This window comes from Nonomuraea sp. NPDC049637, from assembly GCF_040675235.1.
GTDB lineage: Bacteria > Actinomycetota > Actinomycetes > Streptosporangiales > Streptosporangiaceae > Nonomuraea.
Window position 1 is genome coordinate 333,031 of record NZ_JBFAOM010000003.1, and the last position, 25,258, is coordinate 358,288.

26 protein-coding genes, 2 tRNA genes and 1 other RNA gene are annotated in these 25,258 nt (G+C 69.1%); 13 read left to right on the forward strand and 16 right to left on the reverse strand.

Annotated features, from left to right (window positions below):
- Window positions 1-14: 14 nt before the first annotated feature.
- The 3 genes from AB0J71_RS06260 to AB0J71_RS06270 all read right to left on the reverse strand — a co-directional run bounded on the left by AB0J71_RS06260 (window position 15) and on the right by AB0J71_RS06270 (window position 3,146).
- Entirely contained in the window at window positions 15-1,433 is a 1,419-nt protein-coding gene (locus tag AB0J71_RS06260; RefSeq protein ID WP_364413074.1) for an amidase, read from the reverse strand.
- Window positions 1,433-2,398, reverse strand: a complete 966-nt coding sequence (locus AB0J71_RS06265; RefSeq protein WP_352318403.1) for an LLM class F420-dependent oxidoreductase — start codon at window positions 2,396-2,398, stop codon at window positions 1,433-1,435. Before AB0J71_RS06265 ends, AB0J71_RS06260 begins: the two co-directional genes overlap by 1 nt.
- A 79-nt stretch (window positions 2,399-2,477) precedes the next feature.
- The gene (locus AB0J71_RS06270; protein ID WP_352318405.1) at window positions 2,478-3,146 is read right to left on the reverse strand and encodes a TetR family transcriptional regulator; all 669 of its coding nucleotides are present in this window, start codon (window positions 3,144-3,146) and stop codon (window positions 2,478-2,480) included.
- A 319-nt stretch (window positions 3,147-3,465) separates the two neighbouring features.
- On the opposite strand from AB0J71_RS06270, the gene AB0J71_RS06275 reads away from it, so the two are divergent.
- Window positions 3,466-4,215 (forward strand): hypothetical protein, encoded by a 750-nt coding sequence (locus AB0J71_RS06275; protein WP_352318407.1) that lies wholly within the window; start codon window positions 3,466-3,468, stop codon window positions 4,213-4,215.
- 145 nt (window positions 4,216-4,360) lie between these two features.
- Here AB0J71_RS06275 and AB0J71_RS06280 read toward each other — a convergent pair whose 3' ends face one another.
- The 5 genes from AB0J71_RS06280 to AB0J71_RS06300 all read right to left on the reverse strand — a co-directional run bounded on the left by AB0J71_RS06280 (window position 4,361) and on the right by AB0J71_RS06300 (window position 8,256).
- Window positions 4,361-5,422 (reverse strand): aspartate-semialdehyde dehydrogenase, encoded by a 1,062-nt coding sequence (locus AB0J71_RS06280; protein ID WP_352318409.1) that lies wholly within the window; start codon window positions 5,420-5,422, stop codon window positions 4,361-4,363.
- Window positions 5,419-6,693: an aspartate kinase gene (locus AB0J71_RS06285; protein ID WP_352318411.1), complete on the reverse strand. Its 1,275-nt coding sequence runs from the start codon at window positions 6,691-6,693 to the stop codon at window positions 5,419-5,421. Before AB0J71_RS06285 ends, AB0J71_RS06280 begins: the two co-directional genes overlap by 4 nt.
- Before the next feature lie 87 nt (window positions 6,694-6,780).
- Complete coding sequence (locus AB0J71_RS06290; RefSeq protein ID WP_352362187.1) at window positions 6,781-7,311, reverse strand: DUF5063 domain-containing protein; 531 nt, start codon at window positions 7,309-7,311, stop codon at window positions 6,781-6,783.
- Window positions 7,304-7,903 (reverse strand): recombination mediator RecR, encoded by a 600-nt coding sequence (recR, locus tag AB0J71_RS06295; RefSeq protein WP_352318415.1) that lies wholly within the window; start codon window positions 7,901-7,903, stop codon window positions 7,304-7,306. Before recR ends, AB0J71_RS06290 begins: the two co-directional genes overlap by 8 nt.
- Window positions 7,904-7,905: 2 nt before the next feature.
- On the reverse strand, window positions 7,906-8,256 hold the full coding sequence (locus AB0J71_RS06300; RefSeq protein WP_125640519.1) for a YbaB/EbfC family nucleoid-associated protein: 351 nt from the start codon (window positions 8,254-8,256) through the stop codon (window positions 7,906-7,908).
- A 332-nt stretch (window positions 8,257-8,588) separates the two neighbouring features.
- Here AB0J71_RS06300 and AB0J71_RS06305 point away from each other — a divergent pair, with 332 nt between their 5' ends.
- Window positions 8,589-10,007, forward strand: a complete 1,419-nt coding sequence (locus AB0J71_RS06305; RefSeq protein ID WP_364413076.1) for a GAF domain-containing protein — start codon at window positions 8,589-8,591, stop codon at window positions 10,005-10,007.
- Window positions 10,008-10,032: 25 nt separating this feature from the next.
- Here the strand turns inward: AB0J71_RS06305 and AB0J71_RS06310 are convergent, their stop codons facing one another.
- Both AB0J71_RS06310 and ffs read right to left on the reverse strand, forming a co-directional pair.
- Window positions 10,033-12,384: a DNA polymerase III subunit gamma and tau gene (locus tag AB0J71_RS06310; protein WP_352318419.1), complete on the reverse strand. Its 2,352-nt coding sequence runs from the start codon at window positions 12,382-12,384 to the stop codon at window positions 10,033-10,035.
- Between the two features lie 31 nt (window positions 12,385-12,415).
- An RNA gene (ffs, locus tag AB0J71_RS06315) (signal recognition particle sRNA small type) lies at window positions 12,416-12,511 on the reverse strand.
- Between the two features lie 106 nt (window positions 12,512-12,617).
- On the opposite strand from ffs, the gene AB0J71_RS06320 reads away from it, so the two are divergent.
- A tRNA-Ser gene (locus tag AB0J71_RS06320) sits at window positions 12,618-12,705 on the forward strand.
- A 74-nt stretch (window positions 12,706-12,779) separates the two neighbouring features.
- On the opposite strand, the gene AB0J71_RS06325 is transcribed toward AB0J71_RS06320, so the two are convergent.
- Together AB0J71_RS06325 and AB0J71_RS06330 are read right to left on the reverse strand one after the other, a co-directional pair.
- Window positions 12,780-13,541 (reverse strand): LuxR C-terminal-related transcriptional regulator, encoded by a 762-nt coding sequence (locus AB0J71_RS06325; protein ID WP_352318420.1) that lies wholly within the window; start codon window positions 13,539-13,541, stop codon window positions 12,780-12,782.
- An 857-nt stretch (window positions 13,542-14,398) separates the two neighbouring features.
- Entirely contained in the window at window positions 14,399-15,508 is a 1,110-nt protein-coding gene (locus AB0J71_RS06330; protein ID WP_364413078.1) for a hypothetical protein, read from the reverse strand.
- A gap of 351 nt (window positions 15,509-15,859) precedes the next feature.
- Here AB0J71_RS06330 and AB0J71_RS06335 point away from each other — a divergent pair, with 351 nt between their 5' ends.
- The 6 genes from AB0J71_RS06335 to AB0J71_RS06360 all read left to right on the forward strand — a co-directional run bounded on the left by AB0J71_RS06335 (window position 15,860) and on the right by AB0J71_RS06360 (window position 20,164).
- Window positions 15,860-16,642, forward strand: coding sequence for a class I SAM-dependent methyltransferase (locus tag AB0J71_RS06335; protein ID WP_364413080.1), 783 nt, complete (start codon window positions 15,860-15,862; stop codon window positions 16,640-16,642).
- A 196-nt stretch (window positions 16,643-16,838) separates the two neighbouring features.
- Window positions 16,839-17,315, forward strand: coding sequence for a hypothetical protein (locus tag AB0J71_RS06340; protein WP_364413082.1), 477 nt, complete (start codon window positions 16,839-16,841; stop codon window positions 17,313-17,315).
- Window positions 17,316-17,515: 200 nt separating this feature from the next.
- Complete coding sequence (locus AB0J71_RS06345) at window positions 17,516-18,484, forward strand: neutral zinc metallopeptidase (RefSeq protein WP_364413084.1); 969 nt, start codon at window positions 17,516-17,518, stop codon at window positions 18,482-18,484.
- 53 nt (window positions 18,485-18,537) lie between these two features.
- Window positions 18,538-19,395 (forward strand): neutral zinc metallopeptidase, encoded by an 858-nt coding sequence (locus AB0J71_RS06350; RefSeq protein WP_352318429.1) that lies wholly within the window; start codon window positions 18,538-18,540, stop codon window positions 19,393-19,395.
- A gap of 45 nt (window positions 19,396-19,440) precedes the next feature.
- The gene (locus tag AB0J71_RS06355) at window positions 19,441-19,737 is read left to right on the forward strand and encodes a type II toxin-antitoxin system VapB family antitoxin (RefSeq protein WP_352318431.1); all 297 of its coding nucleotides are present in this window, start codon (window positions 19,441-19,443) and stop codon (window positions 19,735-19,737) included.
- Window positions 19,738-19,846: 109 nt separating this feature from the next.
- Window positions 19,847-20,164 (forward strand): hypothetical protein, encoded by a 318-nt coding sequence (locus AB0J71_RS06360; RefSeq protein ID WP_364413086.1) that lies wholly within the window; start codon window positions 19,847-19,849, stop codon window positions 20,162-20,164.
- Window positions 20,165-20,204: 40 nt separating this feature from the next.
- Here the strand turns inward: AB0J71_RS06360 and AB0J71_RS06365 are convergent.
- The 4 genes from AB0J71_RS06365 to AB0J71_RS06380 form a co-directional block, all read right to left on the reverse strand.
- Window positions 20,205-20,294: transfer RNA gene (locus AB0J71_RS06365), tRNA-Ser, on the reverse strand.
- 10 nt (window positions 20,295-20,304) lie between these two features.
- Window positions 20,305-20,760, reverse strand: coding sequence for a tRNA adenosine(34) deaminase TadA (tadA, locus tag AB0J71_RS06370; protein WP_352318435.1), 456 nt, complete (start codon window positions 20,758-20,760; stop codon window positions 20,305-20,307).
- Window positions 20,757-21,233: a tRNA adenosine deaminase-associated protein gene (locus AB0J71_RS06375; protein ID WP_352318437.1), complete on the reverse strand. Its 477-nt coding sequence runs from the start codon at window positions 21,231-21,233 to the stop codon at window positions 20,757-20,759. The genes tadA and AB0J71_RS06375 overlap by 4 nt, the downstream gene beginning before the upstream one ends.
- Before the next feature lie 19 nt (window positions 21,234-21,252).
- Window positions 21,253-21,762, reverse strand: coding sequence for a tRNA adenosine deaminase-associated protein (locus AB0J71_RS06380; protein ID WP_352318439.1), 510 nt, complete (start codon window positions 21,760-21,762; stop codon window positions 21,253-21,255).
- Between the two features lie 155 nt (window positions 21,763-21,917).
- Between AB0J71_RS06380 and upp the strand changes: the two genes are divergently transcribed.
- The 4 genes from upp (at window position 21,918) to AB0J71_RS06400 (ending at window position 25,229) form a co-directional block, all read left to right on the forward strand.
- Window positions 21,918-22,556, forward strand: a complete 639-nt coding sequence (upp, locus tag AB0J71_RS06385) for a uracil phosphoribosyltransferase (protein ID WP_352318440.1) — start codon at window positions 21,918-21,920, stop codon at window positions 22,554-22,556.
- Window positions 22,557-22,766: 210 nt separating this feature from the next.
- A complete protein-coding gene (locus AB0J71_RS06390; RefSeq protein ID WP_352318442.1) occupies window positions 22,767-22,991 on the forward strand; it encodes a hypothetical protein in 225 nt (74 codons plus the stop codon).
- A 264-nt stretch (window positions 22,992-23,255) separates the two neighbouring features.
- Entirely contained in the window at window positions 23,256-23,789 is a 534-nt protein-coding gene (locus AB0J71_RS06395) for a PH domain-containing protein (RefSeq protein WP_352318446.1), read from the forward strand.
- A 96-nt stretch (window positions 23,790-23,885) separates the two neighbouring features.
- Window positions 23,886-25,229, forward strand: a complete 1,344-nt coding sequence (locus AB0J71_RS06400; RefSeq protein ID WP_352318448.1) for a helix-turn-helix transcriptional regulator — start codon at window positions 23,886-23,888, stop codon at window positions 25,227-25,229.
- The last annotated feature ends 29 nt before the right edge of the window (window positions 25,230-25,258 follow it).

A 25,258-nucleotide genomic window follows, 5' to 3' on the forward strand; every position in this document is an offset into this window, starting at 1 on the left:
GGGGTTCCTGACGATCAGCGCATGGCGGCGTGCTCGAACGGCCTGACCTGCTCGATCTGCGCGGCCACCCGGATCAGCAGATCCTCGCGTCCGGCCGCCGCCACGAGCTGCACGCCGACCGGCATGCCCGCCGCGTTCCTGTGCAGCGGCAGCGAGACGGCGGGCTGGCCGGTCGCGTTGATCGGCGAGGTGTAGGCCACCACCTGCGCGGTCCTGCCGAAGGCGGAGCTCAGGTCGGCGGGCGGGATCCAGCCGAGCGGGAACGGCGCCGCCCCCGACGACGGCATCAGCAGCAGGTCGTTGCCCCCGGCCCACCAGGAGGCCATGCGGCGGCGGAAGCCGTCCACCCACTGGGTGGCCAGGATGTGATCGGCCGCGCTGTTGGCGCGGGCGGCGGCGACCATGGCGGCGTTGCGCGGTTCGAGCTCGTGCAGCTCCACCAGCCTGCCGCGGGCCGCGCCCAGGCTCACGACGTGCGCGGCGAGGTTGTTGGCGACGATGGCGGCGAAATGCCGGGCGAACTCCGGCTCGGCGAGCGCCGCCGGGCCGCCCGGGGTCACGTCGTGACCGAGGCTCTCCAGCAGCGCCGCCGCCCGGGTGACGGCCTCGGCCAGGTCGGGATCGGCGGGCACGTCCGGCCTCGGGTGGGCGGTCAGGAAGCCGATGCGCAGCCGTCCCGGGTCGGCGTGCAGTTCGGCGGTCAGGGGGCCGGGCAGCGCGGGGGCGTCGTAGGGGTCGCCCGGCTCGTAGCCGGAGACCGCGTCGAGCGCGGCCGCCGTGTCGCGCACGGTCCTGCTCACGAAGCCGGGGCAGGAGAAGCCGCTCCAGCCCTCGCCCATGGACGGGCCGTGGCTCAGCCGGCCGCGCGTCGGCTTGAGCCCCACCAGGCCGCACAGCGAGGCCGGGACGCGGATCGAGCCGCCGCCGTCGCTCGCCGTGGCCAGCGCGACCATGCCCACGGCCACCGCCGCCGCCGACCCGCCGCTCGACCCGCCCGCCGAGTACGCCGGGTCGTAGGGGTTGCGGGTGGGGCCGTACGCCACCGGCTCGGTCGTGATCGTGCTGCCGAACTCGGGGGTGTTCGTCCGGCCCAGCAGCACGAAACCGGCCCGGCGCAGGCGGACCACGCCATGGCCGTCCTCGGCGGCGTCCAGGTCGTCGCGCACCCGCGAGCCCGCGGCGTACGGCTCGCCGGCCTGCCGCCAGCCCAGGTCCTTCAGCAGGATCGGCACGCCGCGGAAGGGCGCGTCCACCGGGAGGTCGTCGATCTCGGCCAGCGCCCGCTCGAACCGCCGGTGGACGACGGCGTTGAGCTCGCCGTCGTGGGCCTCGACGGCGGCGATGGCGGCCTCGGTCAGCTCGCGGGCCGACACCTGCCCGTCCCTGACCGCCCGGGCCTGGCCGACGGCGTCGAGCCGCAGCACGTCGTCCATCAGCCCTCCCGGACCGGGGCCAGGTCGCGCACGGCCTGCTCGATCGGCACCTCGCCGCCGGGGATGGGCGCGAGCACCGGCGTGTCGAGCCCGTTGTCGACGTACTGGCGGATCCTGGCCCGGCAGGTGGCGGCGTCGCCGTGCACGACGAGGGCGTCGACCACCTCGTCGGGGATGGCCTTGAGCGCGGCCTGGCGGTCGCCGGCCGCCCACGCCTCGTGCATAGGACGCAGCACCTCGCCCCGGCCCAGCCAGTCGTGGAAGGCGGCGTAGGCGGGCACGGTCAGGTAGCTGGCCAGCATCCACCTGGCCATCTCGCGCACCTTGTCGGCGTCCTCGCTCACGCAGACGAACAGGCGGGCGATGAGCTCGGTGTCGGGGCCGATCTCGGCGCGCACCTTGGGCACGTCCTCGGGGGCGAGCCAGTTGGTGATCGCGCCGTCGGCCTCCTCGGCGGCCAGGCGCAACATCCGGGGCCGCAGGGCGGCCAGCACGATCCTGGGGGCGGTCTTCGGCGCCCGTTCCAGCTTGAAGCCCTTGATCTCGAACGTCTCGTACCGCTCGGAGACCTTCTCCCCCGCCAGCGCCCTCCGCAGGAAGCGCAGCGTGTCGCGGGTGCGGGCGTACGGCTTGGCGAACTCCACGGCGTTCCACCGCTCGACGATCGCCGGCGAGGAGGAGCCGATGCCGAGCACGAACCGGCCGGGGGCCAGGTCGGCCAGGGTGGCCGCGGACATGGCCAGCAGCCCCGGCCCCCGCGTGGAGACCGGGACGATCGCGCTCCCGAGCCGCATCCCCGGAGCCCACTGCGTGGCCATCGCCAGCGGGACGAAGCCGTCGTTCCCGTTGACCTCGGCCGACCAGGCGTCGGTGTAGCCGAGGCCCGGCAGCTGCGCGATCAGCTCCTGCGACCTGGCCAGGGAACGGTCGTAGAAGGGGATGGTCATGCCCCAGTTCGGCGTCATTCATGGCCTCCGGTTCGGCGACGGTGAGCCGACCATACCAAGCGGCCATACCAAGCGGTATGTCACCGCAAGGAGCCCCCTAGGCCCGCAGTTCGTGCACCGCCGCGATGAAGTCCTTCGTGATCCCCTGCAACCCGGGCAGATGCGACAGCCCCACCAACCGGTCCACCAGCGGCACCGTGACCTCGATCAGCCGGTACGTCCGCACGCACCCCGGCGAGGTGTCGTGCACCCAGAACAGCACCATGCCCATCGACAACAACCACAGCAGCTCGGGCAGCTCCGCCCGCAGCTCGGCGTTCATCCGGTCCTTCGACCCCTCGACCACCTCGCGGTAGATCCCGATGGACGCCTCCCGCGCCGGCGACGACTGCGCGCTGAACGGGCTCAGCGGGTTCGTCGGCTCGGCCGCGTGCTTGAAGAACTTCACCGCGAACTCGTGGTACGGCTCCGACACGCGCACCCACTCCCGCAACACCCCGCTCAGCCGCGCGGCGAACGACCTCTCCGTGGCCAGGAACTCCCGGCAGGCCTGCTCGTGCTCGGCCTGCGCGCGGTCGTAGTAGGCCTGGATCAGCGCCTCCTTGCTCTCGAAGTAGTAGTAGGCGTTGCCCACTGACACCCCTGCCTCGGCGGCGATGGCGCGCATGGTCGTCGCGTCGAAGCCACGCTCACGGAACAGTCGCAAGGCCGTCTCGACGATGACCTCTCGGGTGCTCTCCGATCCTCTGTTTCGGGCTTCGGACACGTTCGTCACTTTACGTCTTGAAAGCGTGGTGGGTCATGGAGTGGCACGGTGATCGCCGCCACAGGGCAAAGATGACTATGAGACATGAGTTATCTCCTGGGAATGGTGGGATTGTCGTTTCAGGCGGAAGGGCTCTTTTCCGCGAAAAGGCATCGACATGTGGATACGTGGAACAGCGCGCACCTTCGTGGTGGCGCTCCTCGGCATTCAGATCACCATAATCGCGCTGGCGTCGGCCGCTTCCGCCGCCTCCCACCCATCAGGTGGAGAGCGGGCTCAGGCGCCAACACCGTTCAACCGTCCTGACGAGACCGGGGGGATGCTCGACCTGTCCCTGTGGTTCCCGGAGGGGATCGACGGACCGTGGACCAACATCCGGCAGGCCGCCGTCGCGGCGGCCCTGGCGGAGACATACCAGGTCGAGCAGCACCAGGCGGACCCCGCGGCCGCCAAGTCGCAGCTGTCGAAGGAGGACTCCGAGGAGACGGAGGACGCCTGGGCCGAGGCCGAGGACGCGTTCGTCGCGCAGCCGGACACGCAGGAGCTCGCGGAGCGCCCAGAAGCCGTCACGAGGCCCGCGAGCGTCGAGGAGGCGATGAGGCCCCGGAGCCGGCCGCAGAGGTCGCAGCAGCGATCTCAGCTTGATCTGGCACGGGTGCTGCCCAGGCAGGCCGCCATGCACATGACCCACGCCCTGGCCGCCCGCTGGCTCAAGAGCTCGGGCCTGCGCACGAAGTCGTCGGGCCACTGTACGAGCCGCCACATGCACCACTGCACCTCGCTCGACTCCGTTAGGGCCGGCACGATCGCCCGGATCATCGACCTCAAGCATGACAGCGGCTGCCCGGTCATGGTGACCGGCGGCACCGAGGCGGGTCACGCGCCCGGCCAGTACAGCCACGGAAACGGCTACAAGCTCGACATCACGCACAACGCGTGCATCGACCGCTACATCACCCGGCACCACCGCAAGGCGGGCGTCCGCGGCGACGGCGCCGCGCTCTACCGCTCCGCCACCGGAACCGTCTTCGCCAACGAGAGCAGCCACTGGGACATCCTCTTCCGGTGACAGGCCCCGCCCGCGGGAGAACGTGATCCGCCGGGAATGCACGAATCGCCGGGAAACGCGGCTCCTCGGAGAAGGCGACAGAACTCTCCGGGAAACGCGAAGGACGCCGCACACAGGCACGGCGTCCCCACGGAGTCGGGCCGGGCTACAGCTCGGAGGCCACCAGCTCGGCGATCTCAGCCGCGTTGAGCGCGGCGCCCTTGCGCAGGTTGTCGCCGCAGACGAACAGGTCGAGCGTGTTCGGGAAGTCGATCGCCTGGCGGACGCGGCCCACGTAGGTCGGGTCGTTGCCGACCACTTCGAGCGGCGTCGGGTAGACGCCGTTGGCCGGGTCGTCCATCAGCACCACCGTCGGCGCCGCCGAGAGCACGCGGTGGGCGTCCTCGACCGTGATCTCACGCTCGAAGCGGGCGTGCACGGCCAGCGAGTGGGTGGTGATCACCGGCACCCGGACACAGGTCGCCGAGACCTTCAGGTCGGGGATGCCGAGGATCTTGCGCGACTCGTTGCGCAGCTTGAGCTCCTCGGACGCCCAGCCGCCGTCCTTGTACGAGCCCGCCCACGGCACCACGTTGAAGGCGATCGGCGCCGGGAACGGCGACTCGTCGGGCAGCTTGCCGGCCAGCGCCTTGCGCACGTCGCCGGCCGTCTGGCCGAGCGAGCGGTCGCCGGCCAGGGCCTCGACCTCGTCGTAGAGCCGGGCCGAGCCGGCCACGCCCGCGCCCGACACCGCCTGGTAGGAGGCGACGACGAGCTCCTTGAGCACGTACTCGGCGTGCAGCGCGCCCATGGCCGCCATCATCGACAGCGTGGTGCAGTTGGGGGTCGAGATGATGTTCCTGGGCCGCTGCCGCGCGTCGAGCGGGTTGACCTCGGGCACCACCAGCGGCACGTCGGGCTCCATGCGGAACGTGCCGGACTTGTCGATCGCGATCGCGCCGCGCTCGGCCGCGATCGGCACCCACACGGCCGACACCTCGTCGGGCACGTCGAAGATGGCGATGTCGATGCCGTCGAAGACCTCGGGCGCGAGCGCCTGGACCACGACGTCCTGACCGCGCACGCTCAGCACCTTGCCCGCCGAGCGCGGGGAGGCGACGAGGCGGATCTCGCCCCAGATGTCCTCCCGGCTGGACACGATGTCCCGCATGACGGTGCCCACGGCGCCGGTGGCGCCGATCAGGGCGAGATTGGGCCTGCTGCTCATCGTCCGCTACCTCCGTACACCACTGCTTCGACCTGGTCGGCGTCGAGATCGAAGGCACGGTGGGCGGCCGCCACGGCCGCGTCGACACCGTCCTGCTCGACGATCACCGAGATGCGGATCTCCGAGGTGGAGATCATCTCGATGTTGACCCCCGCGTCGGCGAGGGCCGCGAAGAACGTCGCCGTGACGCCGGGGTGCGAGCGCATGCCCGCGCCGATCAGCGACACCTTCCCGATCTGGTCGTCGAAGAGCAGCGACTCGTAGCCGATGCGGCCCTGGATCTTCTTCAGCGCGGTCAGCGCCACCTGGCTGTCGGCCGTGGGCAGCGTGAAGGAGATGTCCGTGCGGCCCGTGGCCGCGGCCGAGACGTTCTGGACGATCATGTCGATGTTGATCTCGGCGTCGGCCAGCGTTTTGAAGATCGAGGCAGCCTCGCCGACCTTGTCGGGGACCCCGACAACAGTGATCTTGGCCTCGCTCCGGTCGTGCGCGACGCCGGAGATGATCGGCTGCTCCATCTCGGTTCCTTCGGTGTAAGGGTCGGAGACGACCCACGTGCCTTCCGTGGTGCTGAACGAGCTGCGTACGTGGATCGGCAGGTCGAACCGCCGAGCGTACTCGACGCAGCGCAGATGCAGGATCTTCGCGCCGCAGGCCGCCATCTCCATCATCTCGTCGTACGAGATCTTGGGGATCTTGCGGGCGACGGGCACGATGCGGGGGTCGGCCGTGAAGATGCCGTCGACGTCGGTGTAGATCTCGCAGACGTCGGCCTCCAGGGCCGCCGCGAGCGCGACCGCGGTGGTGTCGGAGCCGCCGCGGCCCAGCGTGGTGATGTCCTTGGTGTCCTGCGAGACGCCCTGGAACCCGGCCACGATCGCGATGTGACCCTGGTCGAGCGCCTCACGGATGCGGCCCGGCGTCACGTCGATGATGCGCGCCTTGCCGTGGGTGGAGTCGGTGATCACGCCGGCCTGCGAGCCGGTGAACGAGCGCGCCTCGTGGCCGAGATTGGCGATCGCCATGGCCAGCAGGGCCATCGAGATGCGCTCTCCGGAGGTCAGCAACATGTCGAGCTCGCGGCCCGGAGGCAGCGGCGACACCTGCTCGGCCAGGTCGAGCAGCTCATCCGTCGTGTCGCCCATCGCGGAGACGATCACGACCACGTCGTTGCCGGTTTTTTTCGTCGCGACGATCCGCTGCGCGACCCGCTTGATGCAGGACGCGTCGGCGACGGACGAACCACCGTACTTTTGCACAACGAGCGCCACGAGAGTCTCCCGGTCTGGACTGTGAACTGCCAGTCTACTGGGGGCCTCTGATGGGCCTGATGGTTCATACCACTATGTGGATGATCATCACACTGTGGTGGCTTCCTCCGCCACGTCGAGCCGCGAGTGCGCGGCGAGGGCCTGCAGCGCGCGCATCGCCGCGCCCGCGTGGTTGCCCCAGGTGTTGAAGTAGGAGTACTGCCACCACCACAACGCCTCGTGCGGACGGCCGGCGTGGAAGTGCCGCAGCCCGTGGATGAGGTCGGCGGCCACCGCGGTCAGGTCGTCCGACAGCCGGTACGGCGTGACCGACGTGTCCTTGTACGGATCGAACACCTCGGCGTAGTCGTCGACCGCCTCCAGCCGCTCGGCCAGCGCCGTGCGCACGCCGTCGATGTCGGGGTCCTCGCTCATCGGCGGCTCGTAGTTGCCCGACAGGATCACGTCGCGGTTGGCGCCGAGCTTGGCGCCGGCCAGGCTCACCTGCGCGACCTCCACCAGGAGCAGCGACCAGATCGCGTCGCCGCCCTCACCGCCGGCGACCCTGGTCAGGCCGTCGACGTAGTTCTGCGCGTGCGCGGCGATCTCTTCGGCCAGCACATCCCACATATCAGACATCCAGGAGCCTCCGTCCTTCGAAAGCACGGCCCAGGGTCACCTCGTCGGCGTACTCGAGGTCACCGCCCACCGGCAGGCCGCTGGCGAGTCGTGTCACTTTGATGCCCATCGGCTTGACCAGACGGGCGAGGTAGGTAGCGGTCGCCTCGCCTTCGAGGTTGGGGTCGGTGGCGAGGATGAGCTCGGTGACCCGCCCGTCGGCCAGGCGTGTCATGAGCTCGCGGATGCGCAGGTCGTCGGGGCCGATGCCGTCGATCGGGCTGATCGCGCCGCCGAGCACGTGGTACGTGCCGCGGTACTCGCGCGTCTTCTCGATCGCCACGACGTCCTTCGACTCCTCGACCACGCAGATGACGTGCGTGTCGCGCCGCGGGTCGCGGCAGATGCGGCACTCCTCCTCGGAGGCCACGTTGCCGCACACCCGGCAGAAGCGCACCTTGTCCTTGACTTCGAGCAGCGCGTGCGCCAGCCGCCTGACGTCGGCCGGATCGGCCGCCAGCAGGTGGAACGCGATGCGCTGCGCGCTCTTCGGACCGACGCCGGGCAGCATGCCGAGCTCGTCGATCAGGTTCTGGACGACCCCTTCGTACATGCCTAGAACCCTGGCAGCTGTCCGAGTCCGCCGCCGCCCAGACCTTGGGCGAGCGGGCCGAGCTTCTCCTGCTGCAGGTCGGCGGCGGCGCGCACCGCGTCGCGGACGGCCGCGATCACCAGGTCGGCGATCGTGTCGGCGGTGTCCTGCGGGTCGGCCGCGTCGATCACGCTCGGGTCGATCTTGAGTTCGAGCAGCTCACCTGAGCCGTTGACGACGGCAGTGACCATGCCGCCGCCCGACGAGCCCTCGATCTGCGCGTCGTTGAGCTCCTGCTGGGCGCTCACAAGCTGCTGCTGCATGAGCTGAGCCTGCTCCAGCAGCTGCTGCAGGTTGACATCCCCTGGGTTCACCGTCGTGCGCTCCTCGTGGCTCCGGTTCTTGACTGCCACGAGCCTACGGTGTTTGGGCGGCGTCATGTACTGGGAGGGCTCCCCATGTTTCCCTCCAGGCATTCGTCACGGACCTTTGTCATGGCCGGATCTCGGCCCCCCTCCAGTGTCCGAGACCCGGCCATCACGTCGGACGGAGCGGCCGCACCACGCCGACGCGTGTTTCGGAACGGTAGTGCGCCCAACGTTGCACACACGTTGCGTTCATTCAATCACCCTACGCAATCCCCCTGAACAGCTTGCGCATATCGCCGCCAGGACGGATGCTCGTTGTTGACTACTTGGAGTGACCGATGAGTTACGGCCATCTCGATGCGTACTCCCGCCTTCTACGCGGAGCACACGAAGCGGCGGCTACCGGGCAGAGCTCGCCCGATTCGCCCCGCACCCTGATCACGGCCTCGTGGCGGCGATCGCTCGCGGCGGGGATCGACCCGGACGGCCGCAGCGCCCCTTTGGTCTGCGAGTCCGCCGACGTCGTCGAGATCCGCGAGGCTCATCCGCTGCGGCCGCTGCTGCCCCTGTTCGCCCAGACGCTCTCCGGCCTGGCGGACGAAGCCGACCACGTCATGATCGTGACAGACCGTGACGGGCGCGTGCTCTGGCGTGAGGGCAAAGGCGGCATCCTGCGCAATGCGGACCAGGTGGGCCTGGCCGACGGCCATCACTGGGGCGAGTACATGGCCGGCACCAACGGCATCGGCACCGCGCTCGCCACCGGCCGGCCGGTGCACGTCTACTCCGAGGAACACCTGATGCGGGTGCTGCACGTCTGGTCGTGCAGCGCGGCGCCGATCAGCGATCCGGAGTCGGGCAACGTCATCGGCTGCGTCGACGTCAGCGGCATCGCGCGGTCCCTGCATCCGGCGACGGTCGCCCTGGTCAGCGCGACGGCCAAGCTCGCCGAGTCGCAGCTCGCCGTACAGATGCACGAGCGCGACGAACGCCTGCGCCGCCGCTACGAGTCGCTGCGCAACCGGGGCGGCATCCTGCTGTCGCCCACGGGCCGGGTCATCTCGGGCGATCCCATGGGCCGGCTCGGCGACCGGCTTCCCCTGTCCGGCCAGCGCATGATCCTGCGTGACGGGAGCGTCGCCTTCCTCGAACCCTTCTGCGAGGGCTACCTCCTGCGCGACACGCCGTCCGCGACGCCGCCCACCCTGCGCCTGACCTGCCTCGGCGAGGGCACCCCGACGGCCGACCTGGGCGAACGCCCGCGTCAGCTCTCACTGCGCCACGCCGAGATCCTCGCCCTCCTCGCCCTGCACCCCCAGGGCCTGTCGGCCGACCAGCTCTCGTTCCACCTCTACGGCGACGACGGCAACCCGGTCACCATCCGGGCCGAGATCCATCGGCTGCGCGGTCAGCTCGGGGAGGTGCTGGCGGCGAAGCCGTACCGGCTGGTGTGCCCGGTCGAGGCGGACTTCCTCGACGTTCGCCGGCTCCTCGACTCGGGCGACACCGCAGCGCTGGCCGCCGCCTACCCCGGGCCGCTCCTGCCGCGCTCGGAGTCGCCGGACATCCGGCGCGAACGCGAGGAGCTCGAAGCCCAGGTACGCGCCTGCCTCCTGCGCCACGGCTCGGCCGACGACCTGTGGATCTACGCCCAGACCCCCAACGGCCGCGACGACTACCAGATCCTGGAACGCCTGTCGGCCCTTCCGCCGACGGACCCCCGCTCGGCCGCCGCCCGCGCCCGCCTCTTCCCGTGACATCCGTCCGGAGGGGAGCCTCCGGTCAGGTGTGGTCGATCTCGCCGATGACCTGGGCGCCGAGCTCGCGTTGCAGCAGGGCCATGCCGGAGACGGCGTCGACGTCGGCATCGGCGTCGTTCAGCGGGTCGACGTCGTCGGCGTCGGCGGCCTTGTCACGGCCGGGGATCGCGCTCGGCCACGCCGCCGTGCCACCCGCGCGCGACGCCGGGGTGCGCGGACCCGCCTGAGCGGCCGCCTTGGCGGCCGACCGCGCGGCGGCCAGCCCCGCTCCGACCGGCGCGGCGGCGGGCTGCCGGGCGGTCACGGTCTGGGTGGGGTCGGGGCTCGGCGGGGAACCGGGGCTGAGGTCGTCGGGCGCGTCGGGCCACGACTCGTCGGTGGTCGGGCGCGCGGACTCGGTGGCCGGACGCGCGGGCGCGGCGGCCGGAGGTTGGCCCGGGTCCTGGGAGCCCTGATCGTCCTGGGAGCCGCCGTGCGAGCCGGACCGCCCCTGGGAGGTCGCGTGGACGCCCGTACCGCCCTGCGGGCTGGTCGTCGCCTGGCCGGCGGCCGGGGCCGCCTGCGGGGCCGGGGCGCCGTGGCCGCCCGACGGCGGCTGCTGGCGTGCGGGGCCGCGGGTGGCCTGGGGCGCCGGAGAGCCACCGACCACCGCCTCGACCCGCCAGGTGCCGCCGAGCACGTCGCCGAGCGCCGTCGCCACGACGGCGTCCTTGCCGCCGCCGGTGAAGTTCTTCATCGCGCCGACCTGGCTGAACCCGAGCGTGACCAGGTTGCCTTCGACGCCCACGACCTGGGCGTTCGTACTGACGTTGGCCCAGACCACGATGCTGCGCTGCTTGAGCGCGGCCAGCACTGCGGGCCACTGCTGCTGCATGCCGGCCGCCCCGCCCGCGACCGGGCCTGCCGCCGCGGGAGCCTGGGCGACGGGTGCCTGAGCAGCGGGTGCGGGCGCGTCGGAGACCGGAGCCGCCGCCGAACCGGGACGTACGGGCTCGGGCCAGTCGTCGGCCCCGCCGCCCGCCGGCCCGTGACCACCGGCGGAACCGTTGCTCGCGACGGGCGTCGCAGGCTCAGGAACCGCCGCGTCGCCGACCGGCGCCGCCGTACCGACGGAAACAGCCGGGGGCGCGACGGGAACGTGCACGTCGTGGCCGCCGCCCGGGGCAGCCGGGCGCGGGATCGTCACCGCGCCCGCCCTGGAGGCCATCTGGGCGACCGTGCCGCCGCGCTCCAGACGTTCGAGCCGGGCGAGCAGGGACGCCTCGCCCTGCGAGGCGCCCGGCAGCAGGACGCGCGCGCACATCAGTTCGAGCAGCAGCCGCGGCGAGGTGGCGCCGCGCATCTCGGTGAGCCCCGCGTTGAAGATCTCGGCGGCACGGGTGAGCTCGGCCGGCCCCATCGAGGACGCCTGCCCCACCAGCCGCTCCAGCTCGTCGGCGGGACGGTCGAGCAGCCCGCTGGACGCCGCCTCGGGCACGTTGGCCAGGATCACCAGGTCACGGAAACGCTCCAGCAGGTCGGAGGCGAAGCGGCGCGGGTCGTGGCCGCCCTCGATCACCCGGTTGACCGCCTGGAACACCTGGCCGCCGTCGCGCGCTGCGAACGCGTTGACGACCTCGTCGAGCAGGTCGCCGTCGGTGTAGCCGAGCAGGGAGACGGCCTTGGCGTAGGTGATGCCGTCGTCCTCGGCGCCGGCGAGGAGCTGGTCGAGGATGGAGAGCGAGTCACGGGCCGAGCCGGCGCCCGCGCGGACCACCAGCGGCAGGGCGGGCGGCTCGAAGGGCACGCTCTCGGAGGTGAGGATCTCCTCCATCAACGCCTTGAGCGTGGCCGGCGGCATCAGCCTGAACGGGTAGTGGTGCGTACGCGACTTGATGGTGCCGATGACCTTTTCCGGCTCGGTCGTCGCGAAGATGAACTTCAGGTGTGGCGGAGGCTCCTCGACGAGCTTGAGCAGCGCGTTGAAACCCTCGCGGGTCACCATGTGCGCCTCGTCGATGATGTAGATCTTGTAGCGCGCCGACACGGGCGCGAAGAAGGCACGTTCGCGCAGGTCACGCGCGTCGTCGACGCCACCGTGGGAAGCCGCGTCGATCTCGATGACGTCGAGGTGGCCGGGGCCGGTCGGGGCGAGCGCCACACACGACTCGCAGGTGCCGCAGGGGTCGGGCGTCGGGCCCTGCTCGCAGTTGAGAGAGCGGGCGAGAATGCGCGCGCTGGAGGTCTTGCCACATCCGCGGGGGCCGCTGAACAGGTACGCGTGGTTGATGCGGCCCGTACGCAGCGCCTGTCGCAGCGGATCTGTGACGTGTTCCTGACCCTTGACCTCGGCGAAGGTCCCGGGTCGGTACTTGCGGTAAAGCGCAAGGCTCATGCGACCATCCCGCCTGCGAGGGGGCTCTCAACGAAGAGACCCCCCGCACACCCGCCAGAGCCCGCTTATCCTTGCTGCCTTCCGGCCCTGGGGAGGTTCACAGGATGACGCCGCGCGAGGGGTCCCTGGACAGTCTAACCGGCCTCAGCAGTGCTCGCTCCACGGTTCGGGTTGAGCATGTCCTGGAAAAATCGCGGTCACCGCAGTGCCGGAAGTCCGGTAAGCTCGTCGGCGGAGGATTCGCCTAGTGGCCGAGGGCGCACGCTTGGAAAGCGTGTATAGGGCAACCTATCAGGGGTTCAAATCCCCTATCCTCCGCCAGCTCCGAAGGGGTGTGCCGAGATCACGGCACACCCCTTCCGCCGTTCCAGCCCCGTTTGAGGTCATCGCTCCGCCTAGCGCGCCCCCTTCTCACCCCGGTGCGCTACGGCGTAATCGACCTGTTCGAGCTCTCTCCTAGAGGAGACTCCGAGCTTCTTGCGGATGTTCGCTACGTGGGTCTCCACCGTTCGAACTGACACAGCCAGCGTGGCCGCAACCCGACTGTAAGTCAGGCCATCCGCGATCAGGTTGAGCACCTCCTCTTCACGCGGAGTGAGGATGGTCTCGGGAGAGTCGTGCACGAACAGCTGCCCTGTGCCAACGTGCACCAACTCGCCTTGCTTGGCATCACCGACCAGATGCACTTCACCGCCGGCCCGTAGAGCATGCACAGCCCGTAGTTCAACCTGTAGAGCCCTCAACGCACCTTGCGCTAGAGAGAGTTGAGATCGGGCTTCGACCTCCCTCTTGCTTGCTTCCTCTGCCGCAGCTCGATGCGCTCTCACACTCTCAGCAGCTTCCTCCGCTGCCCGTGCAGCTTCTGCCACCTCGGCCTCTAGAACGTCGATTCGACGCTCTAGGGAGGAGAGCGATTCGGAGTCGGGCCGAACGGATACCAGCCGCTCGATGGTCACGTCGAAGACTCGGGCGAAGGCGATGGCTTCGCTCAAACGGATCAGTCGTGAGCCATTCTCGATCCGAGCCACAGAGGACTGGTCGAGGACAACATCGAATGCCCGCAGCCGCTCCACCACATACTGCTGGGTCCAACCGAACGCCTGACGAAGCTCCCGGACACGCTGTGCCGCGATCACCTCGGCACTTACTTCAGCCATCGCTTCTCCTCCATCGAGGTCTCCACAGACGTCCTTCGAGCTCAGTGCCAGCATACTGAGCCCGAATGGGGAAAGTACATGAGGTACGTAGTACTAACTTCATGGGAATTGCTTGCGTAGCGCCCCATCCGTAAGTACTGTCCGGAGCAACCGCTCCGCGTTGATGACGAGCGGCACGAAAGAGACCCAGCGAAGCAGGAGCAGCCACTCCTGCTGTGCATCGCTGGGCCTCTTGTCCCCAACCAAAGGTCGCTGATGAACTCTCGGGAGGAGAACTACATGCAGGATAGACGCCTGTGCGCGCATGCACAGCGAGACGTCTTAGGGATTAAGGCCAGATATGGGCTGGCTTAGCGAGCGACGGGACGCTCCCCGGTCAAGCCCCAAAGCTGAGCCTCCTCGGTTGCAACAGAGGTGGGTGCTAATCCTCAGCCTTGCCGCCACTGCTGGGGCCGTCCTGTCGATTTGGGCGACTCCGACAGTGGGTGTGCCAGCAGGCATCGCAATCGTAGGTCTACTCCATTCGGTCATGGAGTAGCCGTCTCATCACAAGGCGGCTGCATCCCGCTTGTTGACGCAGCCGCCTTGCTAGAGCCAGTGGTTGCTTAAGTCCTTCGTCCTCCCAGAGAAGACCATCAACCTGCTTGGCCAACTGTGCTCCGGATGCCGTCGGTGACGTGCTGGTACCGGTGCGCCATGCCGCTGCTGCACCACCCCATGATGGCCATGACCGTTCGCCAGGGAACTCCCTGACTCCGGCGGAAGCGAGCAGGGGGTGACGGACGACCAGCCGCAGTGGCGAAGACGCGGTCCCCCTCTATCCAGAGCTGGCGAGCCTTGGCGCGCTCCGCTTGTGCCTAGGATCCTAGGCTCCAGACTCGTATCGCCCTGTCCCAGCCACCGGTGACCAAGACAGGGGTCCCGTCGCTTCGCTTGCCCAAGGCCACAGTGAAGATCGTGCCGGAATGAGCAGTGAAGGGCTCTCCCACTGCCTTTCCTGTGTCCAAGTCCCAGACCGACATGTTGCCAGAGTCGTCGCCGTACCCGATGACGGTGGAGCCGTCACGGCGCTGCCCCACTGCCATGCCGGCGAACCTGGTTGCGGGGGTTCGGATGGATTTCCCGACAGGCTTTCCCGTGTTCAGGTTGTACATCCAGATCTGGCCGTCGGGTGTGTCTTCATCCGGCAACGGATAGTCGGTGTTCGCGGAGATGGCAACCGGTGTGCCGTCCCGGAGCTTCCCCGTCGCCAAGGCCCTGGACTGGCATTCATGACAGCTGTACAGAGGTCCGCTGAGCGGTTTTCCCGTCCCTAGGCTCCAGATACGCGTCCGTCCCTCAGCATTCGCAGTGACGACGACAGGTGTTCCATCGCTACGTTTCCCGGTTGCCAAGGTATTGGTCGTGGCGAACTCGTCGAAGGTCCTCTTGATGTGTTTACCTGTGTCCAGATTCCACAGGGCGACGACGGATACGTCGTCCGTCCGCGTGGCGGCAATGACCCGGGTACCGTCTCGAAGCCTCCCCGTCGCCACCCCCCACGTGATGCTGCGATCCAACACCAGGGGCTTCCCGATCGGTTTGCCGGTGTCCAGGTTCCAGATCCGTACGCTGCCGTCTTCTTCACCACCGGAGACGATGACCGGGGTGCCGTCACTACGCTTGTCGATCGCCAGGCTGTATACCTCCTGGCGATGCCCTCTCAGGGGCTTTCCGATGGGCTTTCCAGTGTTCAGGTTCCAGATGCGGATGGTCTTGTCAAAACCGCCGGAGACGACGACAGGCGTGCCATCACTGCGCTTGCCGACGGCCAAGGCCAGTACGGGACCCGTGTGCCCCTTGAACGAGTCACCGATCTGCGTACCCAAGGGAGGGATATCAGCCGCAGATGAATTGCCCTCCGCGCGAACAACCTCCGATGCCGCGCTTCCCGCCGGCAGGTTCAGCGAACCGACGGCCAACAGCAAACTCGCACCAACAACCAGGGACCTGGCACCCACCGGACGCACCTCGTATCCATGTCGATCAACGGCCGGGATCAGACTAGTGACTGCATCTGCATGGCAGAAAGAGCAAGTCATGACGCTTGGATGCACAGCCGGATTCTGTTCCGCAGTCTCATTCCCGGTCTCAATTCACCCCTGGTACAGGGACGTGCACCGAAATCGGTAACAGAGCTGACGCCGCAGCTGGAAACCCATGACCGGCGGTGAACGAAAGTCCACAGACTTGGAAAGCAGGGTCATCCCAGGTCAACGGGATGGCCCTTCTGTCGTTCTTCGGACGCCTCGGCCGGCCGGTCTTCTAGGGTCCGGTTCATGGAGGACCTGTTCGGCAGTGCTGCGCCGTACTACGCCAGATACCGTCCCGGCCACGGGCAGGCGACGACGGAACACCTGGCCAAGACGTTCGGCGCGGACAGCCGCGTGCTGGATCTCGGCTGCGGCCCCGGGACGATCGCGATCCCCCTGGCGCGGCGGACGAAGGCCGTGCTCGCCGTCGATCCGGCGCGGGAGATGCTGGCGGAGGGCAGGCGGCTGGCCGGGGGTGTCGGGAACATCGTCTGGCTGCGTGGTGACTCGACCGGTCTGAGGGCCTTGCCGCCGTTCGATCATGTGGTGATGGGGCGGTCGTTCCACTGGATGGACCGCCGGTCCGTGCTGGTGGAGCTGGACGGGCTGCTGCCGCCCGGCGGCGTGGTGGCGCTGGTCGGCCCCGCGAGGCAGCAGGGTGAACCGTGGCAGCCCGACGCGCAACCGTGGCAGCCGATCGAGAGACGGGTGTGCGAGGAGTTCGGCCTCGAGATCCACACCGCCGCCAGTTCGTTCCACGCCACCGGCGAGCACCACAGCGGCGTGCTCGCCGCCTCACCCTTCGGCAGCCTGGAGTCCCGGGTGTTCAGCCGACGGCTGACGTGGGACGTGGACGGCCTGATCGGGCTCCAGCTCTCCTATTCCTACAGCTGCCCCGCCAGGCTCGGCGATCGTCTGCCCGCCTTCGTCGAGGCACTGCGACGGGCGCTCCTCGCCGGCAACCCCGCGGGCCGGTGGGAGCAGCGGCTGACCACCGAGGTGCTGGTCGCCAGGCGACCCGGGCGCTGAGCCGGTCGCGTCAGGCGTGCAGCCGCTGCTGTCCGTGCTGATCCTGGACGGCATCCTCGTGGTGCTGGTCGTCGTCCTCACCCGGGTGCATCGCCAGGTGGCCGAGACGCTGAACCCCGACGACGGAGCCTGACGGGCCCTCCGGCGCCGCGGAAGAGGTGGCGAGAGCTGGAATCGTCAGGATATCTTGACGGTCATGACTTTGAGCATTGCCGATCTTCCCGGGCACGAGGGGTTCGTCGCGCCCGTTCTGCCCGACGGGGAGCTGGCCTCCTCGTCCAGCGCCTTCACCAGGACGTTCGTCGGGTACCAGGCCGCCTGTTCGTGCGGATGGACCGATCGGCGGCGGTATCCGGCGACGCCGGAGGGGGCCAAGGAGGCGGAGTACCGGTGGTGGAGCAGGCACACGCCGCCGCTGCTCGCCGCCGCCCCGCCCAGCTGGCTGGTGACGAAGTCGAACCTGCTGTGCGAGCAGGTCGTCAAGCTCGCGGCCGACCGGCCGCTGGCGGCGCTCACCCTGCTGTCCCAGGTGGAGAGCTGGCAGCGGACGCTGCTCGACCAGGCCGTCGCCGGGGCGCGGGACAACGGCGCCTCCTGGGCGGAGATCGGGGAGGCCATGGGCATCTCCAAGCAGGCGGCCCACGAGCGCTTCAGGGCCCAGGTGAGCCAGTAGAGCCCGGCCAGGACAGCCCCATGGCGTACAGCCGGCGCGGACGATAGACCGCCAGCTCACGCGACTGAAGACCGAGGCGCCGCCCCAGGGACGCCAGCGCGATCCCCACCAAGCCACCCGTCATAGCGGCAGATTGACTGACAAATCGCAGAAAATCACTGTCCCGCATATTGCCTTGCGTAATCGCCTGACTACGGGGGATGACAGAGGGCATGCAGTTCGACGACGACGCGCCACTCGACCCCTCACAGGTCGAGGACGTCCGGGCCTCCGGCCCCCAGCCCGGCCGGGGCGGCGGCTGGGGCGGGATGCCGGGCGGCGGCTGCATGTTGCCCATCGGCGGCCGTGGCGGCGGCTGCCTGCTGCTGGTCCTGGCGGTGGCCGGGCTGTTCCTGTTCAAGCTCGCCCCCACGCCGTTCAGCGGCGACGAGGGCGGCGAGCAGGGCGGCGGACGCTACCCGAGCGCCCCCGGCCAGCTCTCCCCCAGCGGCAACCTGGCCAACCGCTGCCGTACGGGCGCCGACGCCGACCAGTCGGAGGACTGCCGGATCGTCGGCACGGTGAACAGCATCCAGTCCTACTGGCGGCAGGAGTTCAAGGAACGCGACAAGCAGTACACACCGGCCAAGACCGTGCTGTTCTCCCGGGCCGTGAACACCGGCTGCGGCCCCGCCGACTCGGCCGTGGGCCCGTTCTACTGCCCGCCCGACCGCAAGGTCTACCTGGACCTGGCCTTCTTCGACACGCTCCAGCGCGACTTCGGGGCCGAGGGCGGCCCGTTCGCCCAGGCGTACGTGGTCGCCCACGAGTACGGCCACCACGTCCAGAACCTGCTCGGCACCATGGACAAGGTGGGCAACAACAGCAGGCCGGGCGCCGGCAGCGCGTCCGTGCGCCTGGAACTGCAGGCCGACTGCTACGCCGGCGTCTGGGCGCACAACGCGGTCAAGACGGGCTTCTACCGCGAGCCGTTCTCGCAGTCCGACATCAACCAGGCCCTCGACGCCGCCGCGGCGGTCGGCGACGACAGCATCCAGCGCCGCTCGCAGGGCCGCGTCACGCCCGACGCGTTCACCCACGGCACCTCCCAGCAACGCGAGAAGTGGTTCAGCGTCGGGTACGACAGCGGCCTCCCGGACAGATGTGACACCTTCTCGGATGGCATCTAGGGGCCTTCCTGGGGAAGCTCTCTAGCGGGCAGCACCCAGAAGGGACGTCAGATATGGATTTCAAGGACGACGTCAACCTCGACTCGTCGCAGGTCGAGGACGTCGGCGGTCGCGGTGGCGGGTTCTCGGGCGGCGGCTTCCCCGGCGGCATGGTCCTCGGGGGCGGCGGCATCGTCGGCCTGATCGCCTTAGTGCTGGTGTTCGTGCTCAACAACCTGGGCGGCGGCGGTGGCGGCGACGCCGAGCCGGCGCAGCAGCAACCCCCGGCCAAACTCGCCGAGGAGTGCAAGACGGGCAAGGACGCCGACCAGTCGGAGAAGTGCCGCGTCGTGGGCGTGGTCAACAGCATCCAGGACTACTGGAAGCAGGAGATCCCCGACTACCGGACGTCGAAGACGATCCTGTACTCCGGCAGCCTCCGTACCGGCTGCGGCGCGGCCAGCTCCGCCGTCGGGCCGTTCTACTGCCCGAGCGACCAGCGCGTCTACCTCGACCTGAGCTTCTTCGACCAGCTCCACAGCCAGTTCGGCGCCAAGGGCGGCCCCTTCGCCCAGGCGTACGTGATCGCCCACGAATACGGCCATCACGTCCAGGACCTGCGCGGGGCCCTCCAGTCGGACACCGGCAGCTCGGTCCCCGTCGAGCTCCAGGCCGACTGCTACGCCGGCGTCTGGGCGCACAACGCCGTCCGCACCGGCTTCTACGAAAAGGCCTTCACCCAGACGGAAATCGCCGAGGCCCTGGACGCCGCGGCCGCCGTGGGCGACGACAGAATCCAGCAACGCACGAGCGGCAGAATCGATCCCGAATCGTTTACGCACGGCTCGTCCGAGCAACGCGTCAACGCCTTCCAGCGCGGCTACCAAAACGGCCGGCCGGGCGACTGTGAACAGTCTGAGCTGGGCCGATAGCTCCGGACAACGCAGCAGGTCGAATTCTCTCCTAAAATGAGGTGGGTGATCTTCAAGCTCGTCGGCGACGGACGCCCTTATCCCGAACACGGTCTGACGAACCGAGAGTGGGCGCAGATCCCTCCCAGGCAGGTCCGGCTCGACTCGTTGATCACCACGAAGGCCATGCTGGACCTGCACTCGCTGCTCGCCGCTGACTCCACTTTCTACGGCGACCTGTTCCCGCACGTCGTGCAGTGGCAGGGCGAGCTCTACCTGGAGGACGGCCTCCACCGGGCCCTGCGCGCGGCCCTGCACCAACGGTCGATCCTGCACGCCAGGGTCCTGGATCTGCCCAACTGAAACGCGCCGGAAAAGGGAGCCGCCATTCGCGGCTCCCTTTTTCATGTGTCAACCTGATCGACGTGCCGTGTGTCACGTCCGCGTCTTTCAACATCATTCGGAGAATGCCGTGTCGTATCCACCGCCACACGGGTCGTGGCCGCCACCCGGATACGGCCCGCCGTCCTACTACTCGCAGCCGCCGGCGCACGAGTACGTCGAGGAGCCCGGGCCGCTCGACAATCGCAACCTGATCGTGCTGCTGGCCATCGGGCTGCCGCTGCTGCTCCTGAGCGCCTGCGGCGCGCTGTTCTTCGTCCTGACCGACGACGGCCGTCCGGAGACCCGCGGCGGCGAGACGGTCCAGACGCAGGTCGTCGAGGACAGCCCGCCGGACATCCAGCTCAACCTGAATCCGTCGACCGACGGGCCCACCCAGCAGCCCTGAGGGCAAAAGAAAAGGGCCTCCGAGGTCGTCGGAGGCCCGTTGGCGGTGGTGGTGGGATTTGAACCCACGGATGAGTTGCCCCATCACACGCTTTCGAGGCGTGCGCCCTCGGCCACTAGGCGACACCACCGCGGACGAGCTTACCGGATTCTCCGAGTAGCGAAGAACTCCTTGAGGACGGCAGAGCACTCTTCGGCCAATACGCCCATGACGACCTCGGGCCGATGGTTGAGCCTGCGGTCGCGCACGACGTCCCAGAGCGAGCCCACGGCGCCGGCCTTCGCGTCGACGGCGCCGTACACGATCCGGTCGACCCGGGCGAGCACGGACGCGCCCGCGCACATCGTGCACGGCTCCAGCGTGACGACCAGCGTGCAGCCGCTCAGCCGCCACTGCCCGCGCAGCGCGGCGGCCCGCCTGAGCGCGAGCACCTCGGCGTGCGCGGTGGGATCGGCGGCGGACTCGCGGTCGTTGCCCGCCGCGGCCAGCACCTCGCCCAGCGGGCCGAGCACGACGGCGCCGACGGGGATCTCGCCCCTGCCGCCGGCCGCGACGGCCTCGGCCAGGGCCAGCCGCATCGCTTCCTCGTGGGTCAACGCAGCCGGTCGAGCTCGTCGGCGAACGACAGCCGTTCGGCGATCACCGAGAGGACGTCGGCGGGCAGCAGGCCCTCCTCCATGCTCAGCTCCAGCAGCTCCTCCGAGCTCACGCCGAGGTCGCCGAGCAGCTCGAAGTCACCGGCGGGCCGCACGCCGAGCCCGTTGCCCTCCTTGTCGGGGGCCACGCCGGCGAACTCGGCGAACAGCTCGCCCATGCTGTTGGAGGCGATCGCGTGCACGTCCGACAGGAACACCCGGGGCTCGTCCTCGCCGCGGTAGCGGGCGATGGCGAACCATTCGTCCTCGACCTCGACGCAGAGCAGGGCCAGCTCGTCGCCCGTCAGGCCCAGCGTCTCGATGACGGCGTCACCGAAGTCGTCGACGATCTCCGCGTCGCGCAGATCGACCTCGGCGCCGGTCCAGCCGTCGGAAGTCCTGACAAAAGCCGCAGAGAAGGTGTTGGACGCCATGCCCGCACTCCAGGGGGGTTCAGCCGAAGACCGATTCGATGGCACGCTCGAACGGCTCGGAGAAGCCGAGCCGCGCGGCGATGCTGGACAGCACATCTTCGGGGAGGAGATCGATGTCGCCGGAGAGGATGCCCAGCTCCATCTCGTCCAATCCGAGATCGGCGAAGATCGACAGATCTCCCGCCGGCAGCACGGTCTCCTCGTCCTGGAGGATCTCGTCGAGCTCCTCCTCGTCGGGGACCGGCACGTCGAGGTAGTGCAGCACCTGGCGGGCGAGCGGGAAGTCCCAGGAGGCGGCGATGTCGGACAGGAAGACGTCGACCCGCTCGCCGAGCACGCGCAGCGCCACGAAGAACTCGTCGCCGACGGCGATCAGGCCGATGGTGCCGCTCTCGCTCGGCTGCTGCCTGAGGGCCTGGATCAGGCCGTCGAGGTCGGACGTGAGCGTGACGGGCAGCAGCTCAGCGTGCCACCGCTCGTCCTCGCGGTAAATCACTATGGCGAAGTCGAGCGCATCTTCGTCTGTCATCGCCATCCCCACCCGAGCCTCTGACACGACAGGTTCGCACCAGACCCCAATCGTTCCAGAACAGGCCACGCGGCGTGTGCTTCTCCGACCAAATTGTGATCAAAACCAAAGGCCCGGGATGCCACCACTCCGTCCACCGGATACCGTTGGGCGCTATGGAAACCCTCGTCGTCGACCATCCGCTCGTGGCTCACAAGCTCACCACGCTGCGCGATGTCCGCACCGACTCCCCGACCTTCCGCAGGCTCGCGGACGAGTTGGTGACGCTGCTGGCGTACGAGGCGACGCGCGACGTCCGGGTCACCGACGTGACCGTCCAGACCCCGGTCTCCCCCGCCCACGGCGTGCGGCTGGCCAAGCCCCAGCCGCTGGTCGTGCCCATCCTGCGCGCCGGGCTCGGCATGCTCGACGGCATGACCCGGCTGCTGCCCACCGCCGAGGTCGGCTTCCTCGGCATGATCCGCAACGAGTCCACCCTCCAGGCCGAGACGTACGCCACCCGGCTGCCCGACGACCTGTCCGGGCGTCAGTGCTTCGTCGTCGACCCGATGCTCGCCACCGGCGGCACGCTGGCCGCGGCCGTGCAGTTCCTGTTCGACCGGGGCGCGGTCGACGTCACGGCGATCTGCCTGCTGGCCGCCCCCGAGGGCCTGGCGTACATGGACAAGGTGTTCGCCGGCTCCGGCAGGCCCATCCGCGTGGTCACCGCCGCCCTCGACGAGCGGCTCAACGAGAACGGCTACATCGTCCCCGGCCTCGGCGACGCCGGCGACCGCCTCTACGGCGTGGTCTGACCCTTCCATCGGCTCCCCTTCTCCTTACGCTGGGTCGTCACTTCGTTACATACTGTGGTTGGGTGGGTACGAAGAGACAGGAAGGGAACTTCCGCATGCGCGTGGGGGAAGCACGATGAGCGACATGCCCGGTGCCGAGGAGTCCTCGTGAACGAGCGACCGACCGGCAACAGCAGCGCCCCGTCTCATGCGACCAGCACAGGAGGGCGCATGAGCGAGCACACCGAGGCCGACCCGACCCCGTACGCGGAGGTCGAGGCCGCGCTGCGCGACGAGTTCGCCGGCGTGCATTCCTCCACCACCGTAACGCGCTGTGTGGAAGCAGCGCACTACGGCGCGCTGGAGGTCACCGGCTATGCGCATCCGAGCCTTGTGGAGCGCATCGCCCGGAAGCACCTTCACGTCCTGGCGCTGGTCGCCAGCGAACGTGGCTGAGCAAGAGCCAATCCAAGATCGAAACTAACCCGCCAAGTTACCTTTACCCCGGCTACCGGGTGGGTAATGTATACGGCGGGTGGAGTGGGTTAGTGGCACGGAGGCGACAGTGCAGGTCAAAAAAGTCCTCACATACGGTGGTATCGCATTTGTGGCGTACTACCTGTTCGCACGACCAGCTGATGCCGCAGACGCGGTGAAGGGGGCGTTCGACACGGTGTTCAACGCGGCCGACTCTCTGGCCCAATTTGTGAACAACCTCGCATGAGACTGGTGACCCACGGGGACTCTGCTCCGTCGTCGGTCAACCGCTACCTCCTCCCCAACGAACAACAGGTCATCATGGTGCGGCGTCATCCCGCCGTGCTGCTGCGCCCGGTCGCCGAGGTCTTCGGCGGCCTGGTCATCGCCGGGCTCCTCAGCAAGTTCTTCGGTGGCGGGGAGTCCGGCGGCACGGCGCTCGTCGTGGTGTGGTGGCTGTGGCTGCTGCTGCTCGTGCGCTTCGTGTGGAAAGTCGCCGAGTGGTCGGTCGATTACTTTGTGGTGACGTCCAAGCGGATGTTGCTCACCACCGGGCTGATCACGCGCAAGGTCGCGATGATGCCGCTCGGCAAGGTCACCGACATGAGCTTCCAGCGGTCTCTCCTGGGGCGCATGCTCGGTTACGGCGAGTTCATCCTTGAGTCCGCTGGTCAGGACCAGGCTCTGTCAACGGTCGAGTACATTCCGTATCCGGAGACCCTCTACCTGGAGGTCTGCCAGATGCTTTTCCCCAGCAAGGACGACAGCGACGATTAAACTCCGCGTGGCAAATTCTTCACGCGGGGATACCAGATTCGGCTACTTCATGCAATCATTGCGTGTTGTTGACCCTTCCCCGCCTTGAGAGATGAGATGCCGAGTCAGGGAACCATCGGTGACCGCGTCCGTGGACTGCGGCTGAACAGGCGGATGTCCCAGGCCCAGTTGGCCGGACCCGACCTGTCTGACAGTTATGTCTCGCTCATCGAGTCGGGCAAGCGCACGCCGACTCCTGTCGTGGCCCGCCTCCTCGCCGAGCGGCTGGGGTGCACCACCGAGTTCCTCCTGCACGGCATCGAGCCGCGGCAGCGCATCGACACCGAGCTGGGTCTTCGCCATGCCGAGCTGGAGTTGCAGCACGGCGACCCCGCGGTGGCGGCCGACCGCTTCACGGAGATCGTGAAGGCGGCCGACGAGGAGAACGCCATGCTCACCGCGCACGCCCGCTTCGGCCGGGCCCGTGCGCTGGAGGCGCAGGGGCGTCTCGGCCAGGCCGTAGAGGCGTTCGAACGGCTGCGCAGGGAGGCCGCCGCGCATCCCGAGCGGTTGGCCGACCTGCCGCTCACGATCGCGCTGAGCCGCTGCTACCAGCGGGCCGGCGACCGGCTGCGGGCCCGCGACCTGGCCGCGTCCGCGCTGGAGCAGGCCGAGCGGCTGTCCATCTCGCAGGGCGAGATCGCGGTCGACCTGGCCACCGCTCTGGTCGAGGCGCGCAGCGAGCGTCAGGGCGACTCCCCCGAGCTCGAGTACGTCAAGCGGGTGCTGGACAACAGCGGCGTTCCTGAAGTTATGGACCGTTCCGAGGAGATCCACGCCCTGTGGCAGGCGAGCTCCGCCGCCGCCGCCGGTGAGGACTCCGCGCTGGCCGTGCGCCTGGCCGACGACGCCATCATGGCCGGTCGTCAGTCCCGGCTCGCGCTGCAGCTGGCGCGGGCGGCGATGCACTGGTCGAGGCTGGTCACCGCGCCGCTCGACGAGGCCGAGCGGCTGGCCGCCGCCGCGTCGCGGGCCTTCGCGTCCTCCCCCGGCAGCGTCCGCGAGCACGGCGAGAGCCTGGTCGCGCATGCTCGGGTGCGGCTTCGGGCTGGCGACCAGGCGGGCGCCGCCGAGCTGGCCACCACGGCGCTGGGGCTGGCCCACGACGGCTCGGGCACCACGCCGGCCGAGGCGAACCTCGTGCTCGCCACCGTCGCGCTCGACCTCGACGGCAGTGCCATGACGCAGCTCCGTACCGCGCACGAGCTGCTCGACTCGCTCGACCGTCCGGTGTTCGGGTCCGACAGGCCGGCCGCCCGCTGCTGGCGCGAGCTGGGTGACCTCTACGGCAGGGTCGGGGCGAGGGCACAGCAGACCGCCGCATATCGTAAAGCCCTTGAAGCTGCCGGAGTTCGCTCCGCGTTGGCAGGGGTGACGGTCGAGGCCACGGTCGCGCACTGAACCTCCGGGAGCTCCAGATTTGGACTTTT